The organism is Streptomyces sp. NPDC044033 (assembly GCF_056434425.1).
This window is the reverse complement of the sequence record NZ_JBWKFF010000008.1, coordinates 182,202-195,095: the sequence shown is the minus strand read 5'-3', so window position 1 is coordinate 195,095 and position 12,894 is coordinate 182,202. Positions and strand designations below refer to the sequence as shown.

Sequence of the window (12,894 nt, the reverse complement as noted above, 5' to 3'; positions counted from 1 at the left end):
CGATGAGGGGGGAAATAGACCTCCGAGGGTGGACCCCCCGGTGGGGGGGGGGGGAACTGTTATGCCCGGAAAAACCAATAGCGGCTGTCGGGCGGGTTCCCCCCCCCCCCCCCCCCGGGGTTCGCTCATGACGGCCGCGGTCCGCCCGTGGCCGCCGCGGGGTCCGCTGGTGGCGGCCGGGGCCCGGCTGTCAGTCGTTGCTGTGCAGCGCCTCGTTGAGACCGCCCCAGGAGCCGGAGCGCGGCAGGGCCTCGACGCGGCCGGAGGTGGAGTTGCGGCGGAAGAGGAGGTTGTTCACGCCGGAGAGGTCCAGCGCCTTGCTGACCTCTCCGTCCGGCAGGGTGACGCGGGTGCCCGCGGTCACGTACAGACCGGCCTCGACGATGCAGTCGTCGCCCAGCGCGATGCCGATACCGGCCTCCGCGCCCAGCAGGCAGCGTTCGCCGATCGAGATGATCTGCTTGCCGCCGCCGGAGAGGGTGCCCATGATCGACGCGCCGCCGCCGACGTCGGAGCCGTCGCCGACGACGACGCCCGCGCTGATCCGGCCCTCGACCATGGAGGTGCCCAGCGTGCCCGCGTTGAAGTTGACGAAGCCCTCGTGCATCACGGTGGTTCCACTGGCGAGGTGCGCGCCCAGGCGGACGCGGTCGGCGTCGGCGATGCGCACGCCGGACGGGGCCACGTAATCGGTCATGCGCGGGAACTTGTCGACGCCGGTGACCGCGAGGTGCAGCCCCTCGGCGCGGGCGTTCAGGCGCACCGTCTCGATCCGGTCGACGGCGACGGGGCCGAGGGAGGTCCAGGCGACGTTGGCGAGCAGGCCGAAGATGCCGTCGAGGCTCTGGCCGTGCGGGCGCACCAGCCGGTGGGAGAGGAGGTGCAGGCGCAGGTACACGTCATGCGTGTCGATCGGCTTCTCGTCGAGGGAGGAGATGACCGTACGGACGGCGACGATCTCCACGCCGCGGCGGGGGTCGGGGCCCAGGGCCTTGGGGGCGGCGGCGCCCAGCAGTTCGGCGGCGCGCTCGGCGCTCAGCCGCTCGGTGCCGGACGGGCCGGGCTCGGCGGTCAGCTCGGGCGCCGGGAACCAGGTGTCGAGGACGGTGCCGTCCTCGGTGATGGTGGCGAGGCCGGCGGCGACAGCGCCGGTGGTACGGGGGGCAGCAGCATCGGTCATGACCGAAAAATAACCGGACACGGCCCGTCGAAGCGAACCGGTCCCGGCGCTCGGCTCCGCAATCGGCCGCTCCCCCGCCGGTTCCCCGGCGATCTCGTCGCGCGCGGCGCACGACCGTACCGGCTCAGCCGATGACGCGCGCCAGCGCCGCCCGCACTTCCGCCCGGTCGAAAGGGCGCCCGGTGAGGAGCAGCTGGAGCAGCAGCCCGTCGATCAGCGCGACGAGCGTCCGGGCGGTCGCGGCGTCCTTGGTGTACCGGGCGAGCAGCTCGACCATCTCGTCCAGACAGACCGCGGCGAGCGGCTGAAGCCGGTCGCGGCGCAGGGCCGCGAGGTAGAGATCGTACTCCAGCCGTACACGGCTGCGGTCGTCCGTGGCCGCGCAGTCCTCCAGCAGCCGGAGGAGCCCGTCCACGAGCGACTGTCCCGAGCCCAGATAGCGCTCCCAGCTCGCGAGGAAGGACGCCGGGTCGCTGTTGACCTGGCGCAGGGCCGCGATCAGCAGGTCGTCGAGGGTCGCGAAGTGGTACGTGGTGGAGCCGAGCGGCACATCGGCGGCAGCGGCGACGCTGCGGTGGCTGAGCCCGTCGATGCCCCGCTCGGAGACCACGCGGATCGCGGCGTCGACGATGCGCTGCCGTCGGTCCGGGTCGTAGCGGCGGGCCATCAGTGGGACGCTCCGCCGACGTTGAGCACCACGACGCCGGCGATGATCAGGCCGATGCCCAGCATCTTGGCGGCGGTGGCGGCCTCGCCGAGAAAGATCATCCCGATCGCCGCGATGACGGCGGTCCCGGCCGCCGACCAGATGGCGTAGACGGTCCCGACCTCCATGCTCTTCAGCGTCTGCGCGAGCAGCACGAAGGCGATCAGATAACCGGCGGCGGTGCCCAGCGACGGCCACAGCCTGCTGAAGCCGTGGCTGTACTTCATGGCCGTGGTCGCCAGAACCTCGGAGAGGATCGCGCCGGTCAGCATCACGTAAGGCATAGGTACGAGCGTACACAACGTTACGTACGACCGTACACACTCATCCCTGCACCCACCCCCTCGCGACGGTGGCCGCCCCAGGCGCGGCAGCGGAACCAACCGCCACACACGCCGAGCAGCCCGCCCCTGACCTCGGTCTGGGGCGGGCTGCTCGGCGTAGGACGTCCAGCCGACCCGTCGGGCGGGCGGCCGGTCAGTCGGGCGTGCTGTCAGTCGGGCGTGCGGGCTGTCAGACGTTGAAGCCCAGCGCGCGGAGCTGCTCCCGGCCATCGTCGGTGATCTTGTCCGGGCCCCACGGCGGCATCCAGACCCAGTTGATCCGGAGCTCGTTCACGATGCCCTCGGTGGCCGACTTCGCCTGGTCCTCGATGACGTCGGTCAGCGGACAGGCCGCCGACGTGAGCGTCATGTCGAGAGTGGCGATGTTGGCGTCGTCGACGTGGATGCCGTAGATCAGTCCGAGGTTGACGACGTCGATGCCCAGCTCGGGGTCGACGACGTCGTACAGCGCCTCGCGGACCTCCTCTTCGGAAGCCGGTTTCGTCGTCACAGCTGCGTTCTCGCTCATGCGGTCTTCGCCTCCTCGGAGAGGGCCTTGGTCGTGGCGTCTTTCCAGGCCATCCAGCTCAGCAGGGCACACTTCACACGGGCCGGGTACTTGGAGACACCGGCGAACGCCACCGCGTCCTCCAGCACCTCCTCCATCTCATCGTCCGGTTCCAGCTTGCCCTTCGACTGCATCAGCAGCAGGAAGGTCTCCTGGATCCGCTGCGCCTCGCCGAGCTCCTTGCCGACCAGCAGGTCGTTCAGGACGGAGGCACTGGCCTGGCTGATCGAACAGCCCTGTCCCTCGTACGACACGTCTTCTATGGTCGCGCCGTTGAGCCGCACGCGCAGGGTGATCTCGTCGCCGCATGTCGGGTTGACGTGGTGGACCTCGGCGTCACCGTCCCGCAGCCCCCGCCCGTGCGGGTGCTTGTAATGGTCCAGGATGACGTCCTGGTACATCGAATCGAGCTTCACGTGACCACCCCTACCCGAAGAAGTTCCGTACGTGCTCCAGGCCCTCGACCAAGGCGTCGACCTCGGCGTGGGTGGAATACAGATAGAACGACGCTCGCGTGGTCGCGGGAATTCCGTACCGCAGGCAGACCGGGCGCGCACAGTGGTGGCCCACCCGCACGGCGATGCCCAGCTCGTCGAGGACCTGGCCCACGTCGTGCGGGTGGATGTCGCCGAGCGTGAAGGAGATCGTCGCGCCCCGGTCCTCCGCCGTGACGGGGCCGATGATGCGCAGGCCCGGGACCTCCTGGAGCCTGCGGACCGCGTACTCGGTGATCGCGTGCTCATGCGCGGCGATCTTTTCCATGCCGATCGCGGTGAGGTAGTCCACCGCCGCGCCGAGGCCGACGGCCTGGGCGATCGGGGGCGTGCCCGCCTCGAACTTGTGCGGCGCGGGAGCGTAGGTCGAAGAGTGCATCGAGACGGTCTCGATCATCTCGCCGCCGCCGAGGAAGGGCGGCAGGTCCTCCAGCAGCTCCTGCCTCCCCCACAGGACGCCGATGCCCGTCGGGCCGCACATCTTGTGGCCGGTGAAGGCCACGAAGTCGGCCTGCAGGGCCTGGACGTCCAGCACCATGTGCGGGGCGGCCTGCGAGGCGTCGATGGCGACCAGCGCACCGACCTCCTGCGCGCGGCGGATGATCGCCTCGACCGGGTTGATCGTGCCCATCAGGTTGGAGACCAGGGTGAACGAGACGATCTTCGTCTTCTCGGTGATGATCTCGTCGATGTTGGACAGGTCGAGACGGCCGTCGTCGGTGAGGCCGAACCACTTGAGCTTCGCGCCGGTGCGCTGCGAGAGCAGCTGCCACGGCACGATGTTGGAGTGGTGCTCCATCTCCGTGATGACGATCTCGGTGTCGCGGTCCACGCGGTAGGGCTCATCGGCCCAGCCGAGCATGTTCGCGACGAGGTTCAGCGACTCGGAGGCGTTCTTGGTGAAGATCACCTCGTCGCGGCTCGGCGCGTTGATGAAGGCGGCGACCTTGTCGCGCGCGCCCTCGTACAGCGCCGTGGCCTCCTCGGCGAGCACATGCACACCGCGGTGGACGTTGGAGTTGTGCCGCTCGTAGTAGCCGCTCAGCGCGTCGATCACCTGGCGCGGCTTCTGGGAAGTTGCCGCGTTGTCGAGGTAGACGACCTTCTTGCCGTCGTGGACCTGGCGGTCCAGGATCGGGAAGTCCTTGCGGATCGCCTCGACATCGTAAACAGACGCGGTGAGGGGGCCCGACAGCTGTGTCACGCGGTTGCGCCGCCCTTCACGTATGCCTCGTAGCCCTCGTTCTCCAGCTTGTCCGCGAGCTCGGCGCCGCCGGACTCGGCGATGCGGCCGTGCGCGAAGACGTGCACGAAGTCGGGCTTGATGTAGCGCAGGATGCGCGTGTAGTGGGTGATGAGGAGAGTGCCGACCTCGCCGCCCTCGCGGACCCGGTTGACGCCCTCGGAGACGGTGCGCAGAGCGTCCACGTCCAGGCCCGAGTCGGTCTCGTCGAGGATCGCGATCTTCGGCTTGAGCAGCTCCAGCTGGAGGATCTCGTGGCGCTTCTTCTCACCGCCGGAGAAGCCCTCGTTGACGTTGCGCTCGGCGAAGGCGGGGTCCATGTGGAGCTGCTCCATCGCGGACTTGACCTCCTTCACCCAGGTGCGCAGCTTGGGGGCCTCGCCGCGGATGGCGGTCGCGGAGGTGCGCAGGAAGTTGGAGACGGAGACGCCGGGGACCTCGACGGGGTACTGCATGGCGAGGAAAACGCCGGCCCGGGCGCGCTCGTCGACCGTCATCTCCAGGACGTCTTCGCCGTCGAGGGTGACGGTGCCACCGGTGACCGTGTACTTGGGGTGGCCCGCGAGGGAGTACGCGAGGGTCGACTTGCCGGAGCCGTTGGGGCCCATGATGGCGTGCGTCTCGCCCTGCTTCACGGTCAGGTCGACGCCGCGCAGGATTTCCTTGGTGCCGTTGTCGACCTCGACGGAGACGTGCAGGTCGTGGATTTCAAGCGTTGCCATGGGGAACTCAGGACTCCTGGGTGACGGAGACGAGCACAGTTGCTTCTGGGCCGTCTCCTTCGATCTTGACGGGGTATACGGGAACGGGGCGCGTCGCGGGGAGGCCATTCGGCTTACCGGTGCGCAGATCGAAGCTCGAACCGTGCAGCCAGCACTCGATGGAACAGTCCTCCACCTCTCCCTCGGAGAGGGAGACGTTCGCGTGCGAGCAGATGTCGTTGATCGCGAACACCTCGCCCTCCGTGCGGACGAGGGAGACCGGCGTGCCGCCGATCTCCACCCGCTTGGGCGTGTCCTCTTCGAGGTCGCCCAGGGAGGCAGCACGGACGAACGTGTCGGCACTCATGCGACGGACGCTTCCAGCTCGATGTCGATCTTGGCGAGCAGCCGCTCCTCGACGTCGGGCAGGCCGATCTGCTGAACGAGCTCGGCGAAGAAGCCGCGGACGACCAGGCGGCGGGCCTCGTCGGCCGGGATGCCGCGCGCCATCAGGTAGAAAAGCTGCTCGTCGTCGAACCGGCCGGTCGCCGAGGCGTGGCCGGCCCCCACGATCTCGCCGGTCTCGATCTCCAGGTTGGGGACCGAGTCGACGCGCGCGCCGTCGGTGAGGACGAGGTTGCGGTTCAGCTCGTAGGTGTCGGTGCCCTCGGCGGCGGCGCGGATCAGTACGTCGCCGATCCACACCGCGTGCGCGCCACGGCCCTGCAGTGCGCCCTTGTACGTGACGTTGCTGCGGCAGTGCGGGGCGTCGTGGTCGACGAAGAGGCGGTGCTCCTGGTGCTGGCCGTCGTCCGTGAAGTACAGGCCGAACAGCTCGGCCTCGCCGCCGGGACCGCCGTAGACGATCCGCGGGTGCAGCCGCACCAGGTCGCCGCCGAAGGTGACGACGACGGACTTGAAGGAGGCGTCCCGGCCGATCAGCGCGGTGTGCTGGGCGACGTGCACCGCCTTGTCGTCCCAGTCCTGGACGGAGACGACGGTGAGCTTGGCGCCGTCGCCGATCAGGTACTCGACGTTGGCGGCGAGGGTCGCGTCGCCGGTGTGGTCGATGACGACGACGGCCTCGGCGAACGCGCCCAGCTCGACGACCAGGTGGCCGAAGGAGGTGCCGCCCTCGCCGTGCACGGCGATCCGGACCGGCTCGGTGAGCACGGTCTCCTTGGGCACCGAGACGACGGACGCCTTCTCGAAGGCGGAGTACGCCTGGGCCGCGACGCGGTCCACGGGCTTGCCGGACGCGCCGACCCGGCGGTCGTCACGGTCGACGGTCTCCACCGCCACGCCGGCGGGCGCGTCGACGGTGACGGTCACGGTGCCGCCCGCTTTCGCGGTGCCGTCGTGCAGGCCGTTGAGCCGCTCCAGGGGAGTGAAGCGCCACTCCTCCTCGCGGCCGTGCGGCACCGGGAAGTCGGCCACGTCATAGGACGCGGGCGCGCTGACCCGCGCGTCGACGGGGTGCGCGGAAGTGCGGCCGGTACCGGGACCGGCGAGCTGGGGACCGCCGGTCGCGGTGCCCACCTCGATCGATCCGGCCGTGGTGCCGCCGGCGGGGATGTTGTCGGCCATGACTGTCGTACTGCTCGCTTTCTCGGAGAACTGCTTCGGTGGCGGACGGGGCTTCGGCCTGGTCAGCCGACGGAGCCCTCCATCTGCAACTCGATCAGCCGGTTGAGCTCCAGCGCGTACTCCATCGGCAGCTCACGGGCGATCGGCTCGACGAAGCCCCGGACGATCATGGCCATGGCCTCGAACTCGGTCATGCCGCGGCTCATCAGGTAGAAGAGCTGGTCGTCGCTGACCTTGGAGACGGTCGCCTCGTGCCCCATCGACACGTCGTCCTCGCGGACGTCCACGTACGGGTACGTGTCCGAGCGGGAGATGGTGTCCACCAGCAGGGCGTCGCAGAGCACGTTCGACTTGGAGCCGTGGGCGCCCTCGCCGATCTCGATGAGACCGCGGTAGGAGGTGCGGCCGCCGCCTCGCGCCACCGACTTGGAGACGATGTTGGAGGAGGTGTTCGGCGCCATGTGCACCATCTTGGCGCCGGCGTCCTGGTGCTGGCCCTCGCCGGAGAAGGCGATGGACAGGGTCTCGCCCTTGGCGTGCTCGCCCATCAGGTAGACGGCCGGGTACTTCATCGTCACCTTGGAGCCGATGTTGCCGTCGACCCACTCCATGGTCGCGCCCTCATAGGCCACGGCGCGCTTGGTGACCAGGTTGTAGACGTTGTTCGACCAGTTCTGGATGGTCGTGTAGCGGCAGCGGCCGCCCTTCTTGACGATGATCTCCACGACGGCGGAGTGCAGCGAGTCCGAGGAGTAGATCGGGGCGGTGCAGCCCTCGACGTAGTGCACGTAGGCGTTCTCGTCGACGATGATCAGGGTCCGCTCGAACTGGCCCATGTTCTCCGTGTTGATACGGAAGTACGCCTGGAGCGGGATGTCGACGTGCACGCCCGGCGGGACGTAGATGAACGAGCCGCCCGACCACACGGCCGTGTTCAGCGACGCGAACTTGTTGTCGCCGACCGGGATGACCGTGCCGAAGTACTCCTGGAAGATCTCCGGGTGCTCCTTGAGCGCCGTGTCCGTGTCCAGGAAGAGAACGCCCTGCTCCTCCAGGTCCTCGCGGATCTGGTGGTAGACGACCTCGGACTCGTACTGGGCGGCGACACCGGCGACGAGGCGCTGCTTCTCGGCCTCCGGGATGCCCAGCCTGTCGTAGGTGTTCTTGATCTCCTCGGGCAGGTCCTCCCAGGAAGCGGCCTGCTTCTCGGTGGAGCGCACGAAGTACTTGATGTTGTCGAAGTCGATGCCGGTGAGGTCCGAGCCCCAGGTCGGCATGGGCTTCTTGTCGAACAGCTTCAGGCCCTTGAGCCGGAGCTTGAGCATCCACTCCGGCTCGGACTTCTTCTGCGAGATGTCGCGGACGACCTCTTCGGAGAGGCCGCGCTTGGCCGCGGCGCCGGCCACGTCGGAATCGGCCCAGCCGTATTCGTACGTGCCCAGACCCTCTAGCTCAGGGTGAGCAGTCTCCGTAGGGAGCGTCATGCGGGGTTCCTCCCGGCCGTGCTGGTGGATGCTGTGGTCTGTGGAGCGGGCTCAGTCCCGCTGCGCGGAATGAACGTCGTGCACACCCCGTCGCCGTGGGCGATGGTGGCCAGACGCTGCACGTGAGTCCCGAGCAGGCGGGAGAAGACCTCGGTCTCCGCCTCGCACAGCTGCGGGAACTGCTCGGCGACATGGGCGACCGGGCAGTGGTGCTGGCAGAGCTGTTCGCCGACCGGTGCGCTTCGCGCCGTAGCAGCGTACCCGTCAGCGGTCAATGCCTTGGCCAGCGCCTCCGCGCGGCCTTGCGGCCCGGCGGCCTCGACGGCGTCCCGATATCCCTCGGCCTGTGCCGCGAGGCGGGCGCGCGCGAAGGCCGCGACCGCCGCCTCGCCCATCTCGCCGCCGCCCGCGGCCTGCGCGATCCAGCGCAGGGCGTCCGAGGCGAGCTTGTCGTATGCCTGGTCGAAGGCGTCCCGGCCGCACTCGGTGAGCGCGAAGACCTTGGCGGGACGCCCGCGGGTACGAGCGCCGTAGACGCGCTTCTCGCGGGGCTCCACGACGCCTTCGGTGACGAGAGTGTCGAGGTGGCGGCGGACCGCCGCCTGGGTCAGCTGGAGCCGCACGGCGACCTCGGCCGTAGTGGACGGGCCGTGGTCGAGGATGGAACGGACGACGCGGTTGCGCGTGCCGCGCTGCTCGTCGAGGGCGGGCGCGGGCGCAGGGCCGCCGGACCCGGCGGCCGGGTCGGCCGCGGGTCCCGTCTGGGCCTCGCTCACGTATTTCACAACGCCATTGTTGCGTAATTCCTTGGACCGGTACAACCCCTGCCCGCCGGGCGCGACGGTGGCATCGATCACTTAGGGTCACCTAATCCGGACCTCTTCGCGCCCCGGGCCACCGCCGGCCGCCGCCGGTTCGTAGACTTCCCGGCATGCGAAACGAGCGCGCCGTCGAGGTCGTCGGCCTGGTGAAGCGGTACGGCGCGAAAACCGCGGTGGACGGTCTCGACCTGTCCGTGGCGCGCGGGACCCTGACGGCCGTGCTCGGCCCCAACGGAGCGGGCAAGACCACCACCGTCGAGACCTGCGAGGGGTACCGCCGGCCCGACGCCGGAACGGTCCGGGTGCTGGGGCTCGACCCGGTGACCGAGTCCGCCGCGCTCCGTCCGCGCATCGGCGTGATGCTGCAGAGCGGCGGGGTCTATCCGGGAGCTCGCGCGGAGGAGATGCTGCGCCACACCGCCTCCCTGCACGCGCACCCCGTGGACGTCGACGCGCTGATCGAGCGGCTGGGGCTGGCCGCCTGCGGCCGCACCGCCTACCGGCGACTGTCCGGCGGGCAGCAGCAGCGGCTCTCCCTCGCGATGGCCGTCGTCGGCCGCCCCGAACTCGTCTTCCTGGACGAGCCGACCGCGGGCCTCGACCCGCAGGCCCGGCACGCCACCTGGGAGCTGGTGCGCGAGCTGCGCGCCGACGGCGTCACCGTGGTGCTCACCACGCACCACATGGACGAGGCCGAGCAGCTGGCGGACGACGTCGCGATCGTGGACGGCGGCAAGGTCATCGCCCAGGGCAGCCCCGAGCGGCTGTGCGAGGGCGGCGCGGAGAACACCCTGCGCTTCGGCGGCCGCCCCGGACTGGACCTGATCTCGCTGCTGAAGGCGCTCCCCGCCCAGTCGGCGGCCGTCGAGCTGACCCCCGGCACGTACCGCGTCTCCGGCGAGGTCGACCCGCAGCTGCTGGCCACCGTGACGAGCTGGTGCGCGCAGAACGGCGTCATGCCCGACCGGATCTCGGTCGAGCGGCACACCCTGGAGGACGTCTTCCTGGAGCTGACCGGCAAGGAGCTGCGCGCATGAGTGCGACGGGCACGTTCACCCCGGATCCCGGCGCCGCGCCGCTCCCTCGGATGATCCGGGCGCAGGCCGCGCTGGAGACCCGGATGCTGCTGCGCAACGGCGAGCAGCTGCTGCTGACCGTCATCATCCCCGCGCTGCTGCTGGCCCTCTTCAGCTCCGTCGACATCATCGACACCGGCGGCGGGAAGTCCGTCGACTTCCTCGCCCCCGGCGTGCTGGCCCTCGCCGTGATGTCCACGGCCTTCACCGGCCAGGCCATCGCGACCGGCTTCGAGCGCCGCTACGGCGTACTGAAGCGGCTCGGCGCGTCGCCGCTGCCCCGCTGGGCGCTGATGACCGCCAAGACCTGCTCGGTGCTGGTCACCGAGGCGCTCCAGGTGGTGCTGCTGGCGGTGATCGCCTTCGCCCTGGGCTGGTCCCCGCACGGCAACCCGCTGGCCGTGCTCGCGCTGCTCGTGCTCGGAACCGCCGCGTTCTCCGGGCTCGGCCTGTTGATGGCCGGCACGCTCAAGGCGGAGGCGACCCTGGCCGCCGCCAACCTGGTCTTCCTGCTGCTGCTGATCGGCGGCGGCGTCATCGTGCCGCTGGACAAGTTCCCGGGGGCGGCGCGGAGCGTCCTTGAGCTGCTGCCGATCTCGGCGCTCTCCGACGGCCTGCGCGACGTCCTCCAGCACGGCGCGGCGATGCCCTGGGGCGACCTCGGCATTCTCGCCGTATGGGCCGTGCTCGGTCTGGGCGCCGCCGCCCGCTGGTTCCGCTGGGAGTGACCCGCAAGCCCCGGACTGGCGGCCCGGACCGCCGGTGGAAAGCGCCGGAACACCGACTCGGGCCCCAAGTGAAAAGATGCACAAGCACCTGATTACGATGAGCCCGTGCCGAATACGCTGAACCCCCTCCAGCTCATCGCCGACCGCTGGCAGCCCTCCGCGCGCTTCGTGCGCGGGGCCGCGCTGGCCACCGTCGTGATGGCCGTGATCATCGTCGTCACCGGTGGCGCGGTGCGGCTGACCCAGTCCGGGCTCGGCTGCCCGACCTGGCCGACCTGCACCGAGGAGAGCCTGACGCCCACCGGGGCGATGGGCATCAACGGCATCATCGAGTTCAGCAACCGGATGCTGACGTATGTGCTCTGCGGGGTCGTCGGCCTGTTCATCATCGCCTCGCGGGCCCTCGCCCCCCGCCGCCGCGGTCTCACCCGGCTCGGCTGGGCCCAGTTCTGGCTCGTGATGGGCAACGCGGTCGTCGGCGGCATCACGGTGCTGACCGGCCTCAACCCGTACATCGTCAGCTCACACTTCCTGCTCGCCTCCGGCCTGCTGACGGTCGCGGTGATCACCTGGCAGCGCTCCCGCGAGGGGGACGCCGAGCCGCGCGACCTCGTCGGCCGGCCGGTCCGGCAGCTGTCCTGGGTGCTCGTCGCGGCGAGCACCGCGCTGATCGTCATCGGCACCGTGGTCAGCGGCGCGGGCAAGCACGCGGGCGACGCCTCCAAGGACGTGCGCCGCATCCCGCTGGACTGGCGCGAGGTCACCCAGCTGCACGTGGACTTCGTCTTCATCGTCGTCGGCCTGACCGCGGCGCTGTGGTTCACGCTGCGCGCCGTGAAGTCTCCCGCGGAGCCGCGCCGCAAGGTGCTGGAGATGTTCGTGGTGCTGCTCGCGCAGGGCCTCATCGGCTACGTGCAGTACTTCACCGACACGCCCGAGCTGCTCGTCGGGGTGCACATGTTCGGGTCCTGCCTGGTGTGGATCGCGGTGCTGCGGGTCTTCCTGTCACTGCGCGAGCGTGCCGGGGCACCGGTGGTGCCCGCTCCCTCGGGCGACCACGCCGAGCACGAGGCCCTTCAGCCCGCCGCCCCGGCCGCGTCCAGCCGGTAGATCCGCCGGGCGGCGCCGGCCGCAACGAGCGAGGCGATCCGCCGCGCGTCCGCCCGCCCGCCCGCAAACACCGTCGGTTATCCACTCGGCGACGAGCCGGGCCGTGACCGGCACGAACCACTGCGCGCCCACCCCATAGAGCTCGGCCGACCCGCACGCGCGCGTGCGAAGAAGAAGCTCGCCTACTCCTCGGCCACCACACCCGAGTCCGGCCCCGCGCGCGCGTGGAGAACAGCAGCTTGCCGAACGGGGCCTCCCCCAGCGCCTCCTGCGGCCTCCTCGCCCCCGAGCGCCGGGACACCGGGGCGGCCGCAGGAGCCGCTCTCCGGTAGGTCCAACGGCCGAGGGCCGCGTCAGCGTCAGCTATCGGCGGTGGGGTTGCCGGGGCCGCCGAGCTGAATGCCCGCCATACGGGTCCACTCGTACGGGCCGGTGCGGACCCTGGCGGCGAGGTCGCCGTCGAAGTCGTCCTGGAGGGCGATGCCCGCGAGACCGGCGGCGTCACGGGCGCTGTCGTAGGAGGGGGCGACGAGGTTGCCCCATTCTCCGTCGGCGCCGACGAGGGCGACTCTGGTGACGCCGCGGCCGATGTGCGCGAGCTGGCCCTCGGCGGTGCCGCCGTGGTGCTCGGCGAACGCCTTCATCTGCTTCGCGAGGCGCTTGGCGTGCCCGGCCGTGCGGCGCTGGGCCTTGTCGGGCTCGGTCTCTTCGGCCTGCTGGGTGTCTGCCATGGCCAGGATGCTACCGACGGGTAAGACAAATGGCGACGGGCGGGGGGGGGGGGGGGGGGGGGGGCCCCCCCCCCACCCCCCCCCCCCCCAACCCCCCCCCAACCAAAAGCTCCCCCGCCTCCCCCCACCCAACAAACAAAAA

General features: G+C 70.3%; 15 protein-coding genes. 3 read left to right on the top strand and 12 right to left on the bottom strand.

What is annotated here, in order from left to right:
• Positions 1-190: 190 nt before the first annotated feature.
• The 11 genes from dapD to AC07AB_RS16900 all read right to left on the bottom strand — a co-directional run bounded on the left by dapD (position 191) and on the right by AC07AB_RS16900 (position 9,071).
• Positions 191-1,180: a 2,3,4,5-tetrahydropyridine-2,6-dicarboxylate N-succinyltransferase gene (gene dapD / locus AC07AB_RS16950; RefSeq protein ID WP_478566791.1), complete on the bottom strand. Its 990-nt coding sequence runs from the start codon at positions 1,178-1,180 to the stop codon at positions 191-193.
• 124 nt (positions 1,181-1,304) lie between these two features.
• Entirely contained in the window at positions 1,305-1,847 is a 543-nt protein-coding gene (locus AC07AB_RS16945) for a TetR/AcrR family transcriptional regulator (protein ID WP_478566788.1), read from the bottom strand.
• A complete protein-coding gene (locus AC07AB_RS16940; RefSeq protein WP_478566785.1) occupies positions 1,847-2,170 on the bottom strand; it encodes a DMT family transporter in 324 nt (107 codons plus the stop codon). The genes AC07AB_RS16945 and AC07AB_RS16940 overlap by 1 nt, the downstream gene beginning before the upstream one ends.
• Before the next feature lie 229 nt (positions 2,171-2,399).
• Positions 2,400-2,738: a metal-sulfur cluster assembly factor gene (locus AC07AB_RS16935; RefSeq protein WP_384402847.1), complete on the bottom strand. Its 339-nt coding sequence runs from the start codon at positions 2,736-2,738 to the stop codon at positions 2,400-2,402.
• Complete coding sequence (sufU, locus tag AC07AB_RS16930) at positions 2,735-3,193, bottom strand: Fe-S cluster assembly sulfur transfer protein SufU (protein WP_478566783.1); 459 nt, start codon at positions 3,191-3,193, stop codon at positions 2,735-2,737. The genes AC07AB_RS16935 and sufU overlap by 4 nt, the downstream gene beginning before the upstream one ends.
• Before the next feature lie 10 nt (positions 3,194-3,203).
• Positions 3,204-4,475, bottom strand: a complete 1,272-nt coding sequence (locus AC07AB_RS16925; protein ID WP_478566780.1) for a cysteine desulfurase — start codon at positions 4,473-4,475, stop codon at positions 3,204-3,206.
• Positions 4,472-5,236, bottom strand: coding sequence for a Fe-S cluster assembly ATPase SufC (gene sufC / locus AC07AB_RS16920; protein ID WP_478566777.1), 765 nt, complete (start codon positions 5,234-5,236; stop codon positions 4,472-4,474). The genes AC07AB_RS16925 and sufC overlap by 4 nt, the downstream gene beginning before the upstream one ends.
• 7 nt (positions 5,237-5,243) lie before the next feature.
• Positions 5,244-5,582, bottom strand: coding sequence for a non-heme iron oxygenase ferredoxin subunit (locus AC07AB_RS16915; RefSeq protein ID WP_478566774.1), 339 nt, complete (start codon positions 5,580-5,582; stop codon positions 5,244-5,246).
• A complete protein-coding gene (gene sufD, locus AC07AB_RS16910; RefSeq protein WP_478566771.1) occupies positions 5,579-6,802 on the bottom strand; it encodes a Fe-S cluster assembly protein SufD in 1,224 nt (407 codons plus the stop codon). The genes AC07AB_RS16915 and sufD overlap by 4 nt, the downstream gene beginning before the upstream one ends.
• A gap of 62 nt (positions 6,803-6,864) precedes the next feature.
• Complete coding sequence (sufB, locus tag AC07AB_RS16905; protein WP_478566768.1) at positions 6,865-8,286, bottom strand: Fe-S cluster assembly protein SufB; 1,422 nt, start codon at positions 8,284-8,286, stop codon at positions 6,865-6,867.
• Complete coding sequence (locus AC07AB_RS16900; protein WP_478567129.1) at positions 8,283-9,071, bottom strand: helix-turn-helix transcriptional regulator; 789 nt, start codon at positions 9,069-9,071, stop codon at positions 8,283-8,285. The genes sufB and AC07AB_RS16900 overlap by 4 nt, the downstream gene beginning before the upstream one ends.
• Positions 9,072-9,217: 146 nt before the next feature.
• Here AC07AB_RS16900 and AC07AB_RS16895 point away from each other — a divergent pair, with 146 nt between their 5' ends.
• The 3 genes from AC07AB_RS16895 (at position 9,218) to AC07AB_RS16885 (ending at position 12,021) form a co-directional block, all read left to right on the top strand.
• Positions 9,218-10,144, top strand: a complete 927-nt coding sequence (locus AC07AB_RS16895; protein ID WP_478566766.1) for an ABC transporter ATP-binding protein — start codon at positions 9,218-9,220, stop codon at positions 10,142-10,144.
• Complete coding sequence (locus AC07AB_RS16890; RefSeq protein ID WP_478566763.1) at positions 10,141-10,911, top strand: ABC transporter permease; 771 nt, start codon at positions 10,141-10,143, stop codon at positions 10,909-10,911. Before AC07AB_RS16895 ends, AC07AB_RS16890 begins: the two co-directional genes overlap by 4 nt.
• A 105-nt stretch (positions 10,912-11,016) precedes the next feature.
• Positions 11,017-12,021 (top strand): COX15/CtaA family protein, encoded by a 1,005-nt coding sequence (locus AC07AB_RS16885; RefSeq protein WP_478566760.1) that lies wholly within the window; start codon positions 11,017-11,019, stop codon positions 12,019-12,021.
• Between the two features lie 359 nt (positions 12,022-12,380).
• Here the strand turns inward: AC07AB_RS16885 and AC07AB_RS16880 are convergent, their stop codons facing one another.
• Entirely contained in the window at positions 12,381-12,752 is a 372-nt protein-coding gene (locus tag AC07AB_RS16880) for a hypothetical protein (protein ID WP_478566757.1), read from the bottom strand.
• Positions 12,753-12,894: the final 142 nt, after the last annotated feature.

Excerpts from the sequence above, each read along its gene's own strand:
- AC07AB_RS16915 (WP_478566774.1), bottom strand. The coding sequence starts at position 5,582 with ATGAGTGCCGACACGTTCGTCCGTGCTGCCTCCCTGGGCGACCTCGAA.
- dapD (WP_478566791.1), bottom strand. The coding sequence starts at position 1,180 with ATGACCGATGCTGCTGCCCCCCGTACCACCGGCGCTGTCGCCGCCGGC.
- AC07AB_RS16880 (WP_478566757.1), bottom strand. The coding sequence starts at position 12,752 with ATGGCAGACACCCAGCAGGCCGAAGAGACCGAGCCCGACAAGGCCCAG.
- AC07AB_RS16940 (WP_478566785.1), bottom strand. The coding sequence starts at position 2,170 with ATGCCTTACGTGATGCTGACCGGCGCGATCCTCTCCGAGGTTCTGGCG.
- sufC (WP_478566777.1), bottom strand. The coding sequence starts at position 5,236 with ATGGCAACGCTTGAAATCCACGACCTGCACGTCTCCGTCGAGGTCGAC.
- AC07AB_RS16895 (WP_478566766.1), top strand. The coding sequence starts at position 9,218 with ATGCGAAACGAGCGCGCCGTCGAGGTCGTCGGCCTGGTGAAGCGGTAC.
- AC07AB_RS16945 (WP_478566788.1), bottom strand. The coding sequence starts at position 1,847 with ATGGCCCGCCGCTACGACCCGGACCGACGGCAGCGCATCGTCGACGCC.
- sufD (WP_478566771.1), bottom strand. The coding sequence starts at position 6,802 with ATGGCCGACAACATCCCCGCCGGCGGCACCACGGCCGGATCGATCGAG.
- sufB (WP_478566768.1), bottom strand. The coding sequence starts at position 8,286 with ATGACGCTCCCTACGGAGACTGCTCACCCTGAGCTAGAGGGTCTGGGC.
- AC07AB_RS16935 (WP_384402847.1), bottom strand. The coding sequence starts at position 2,738 with ATGAGCGAGAACGCAGCTGTGACGACGAAACCGGCTTCCGAAGAGGAG.
- AC07AB_RS16890 (WP_478566763.1), top strand. The coding sequence starts at position 10,141 with ATGAGTGCGACGGGCACGTTCACCCCGGATCCCGGCGCCGCGCCGCTC.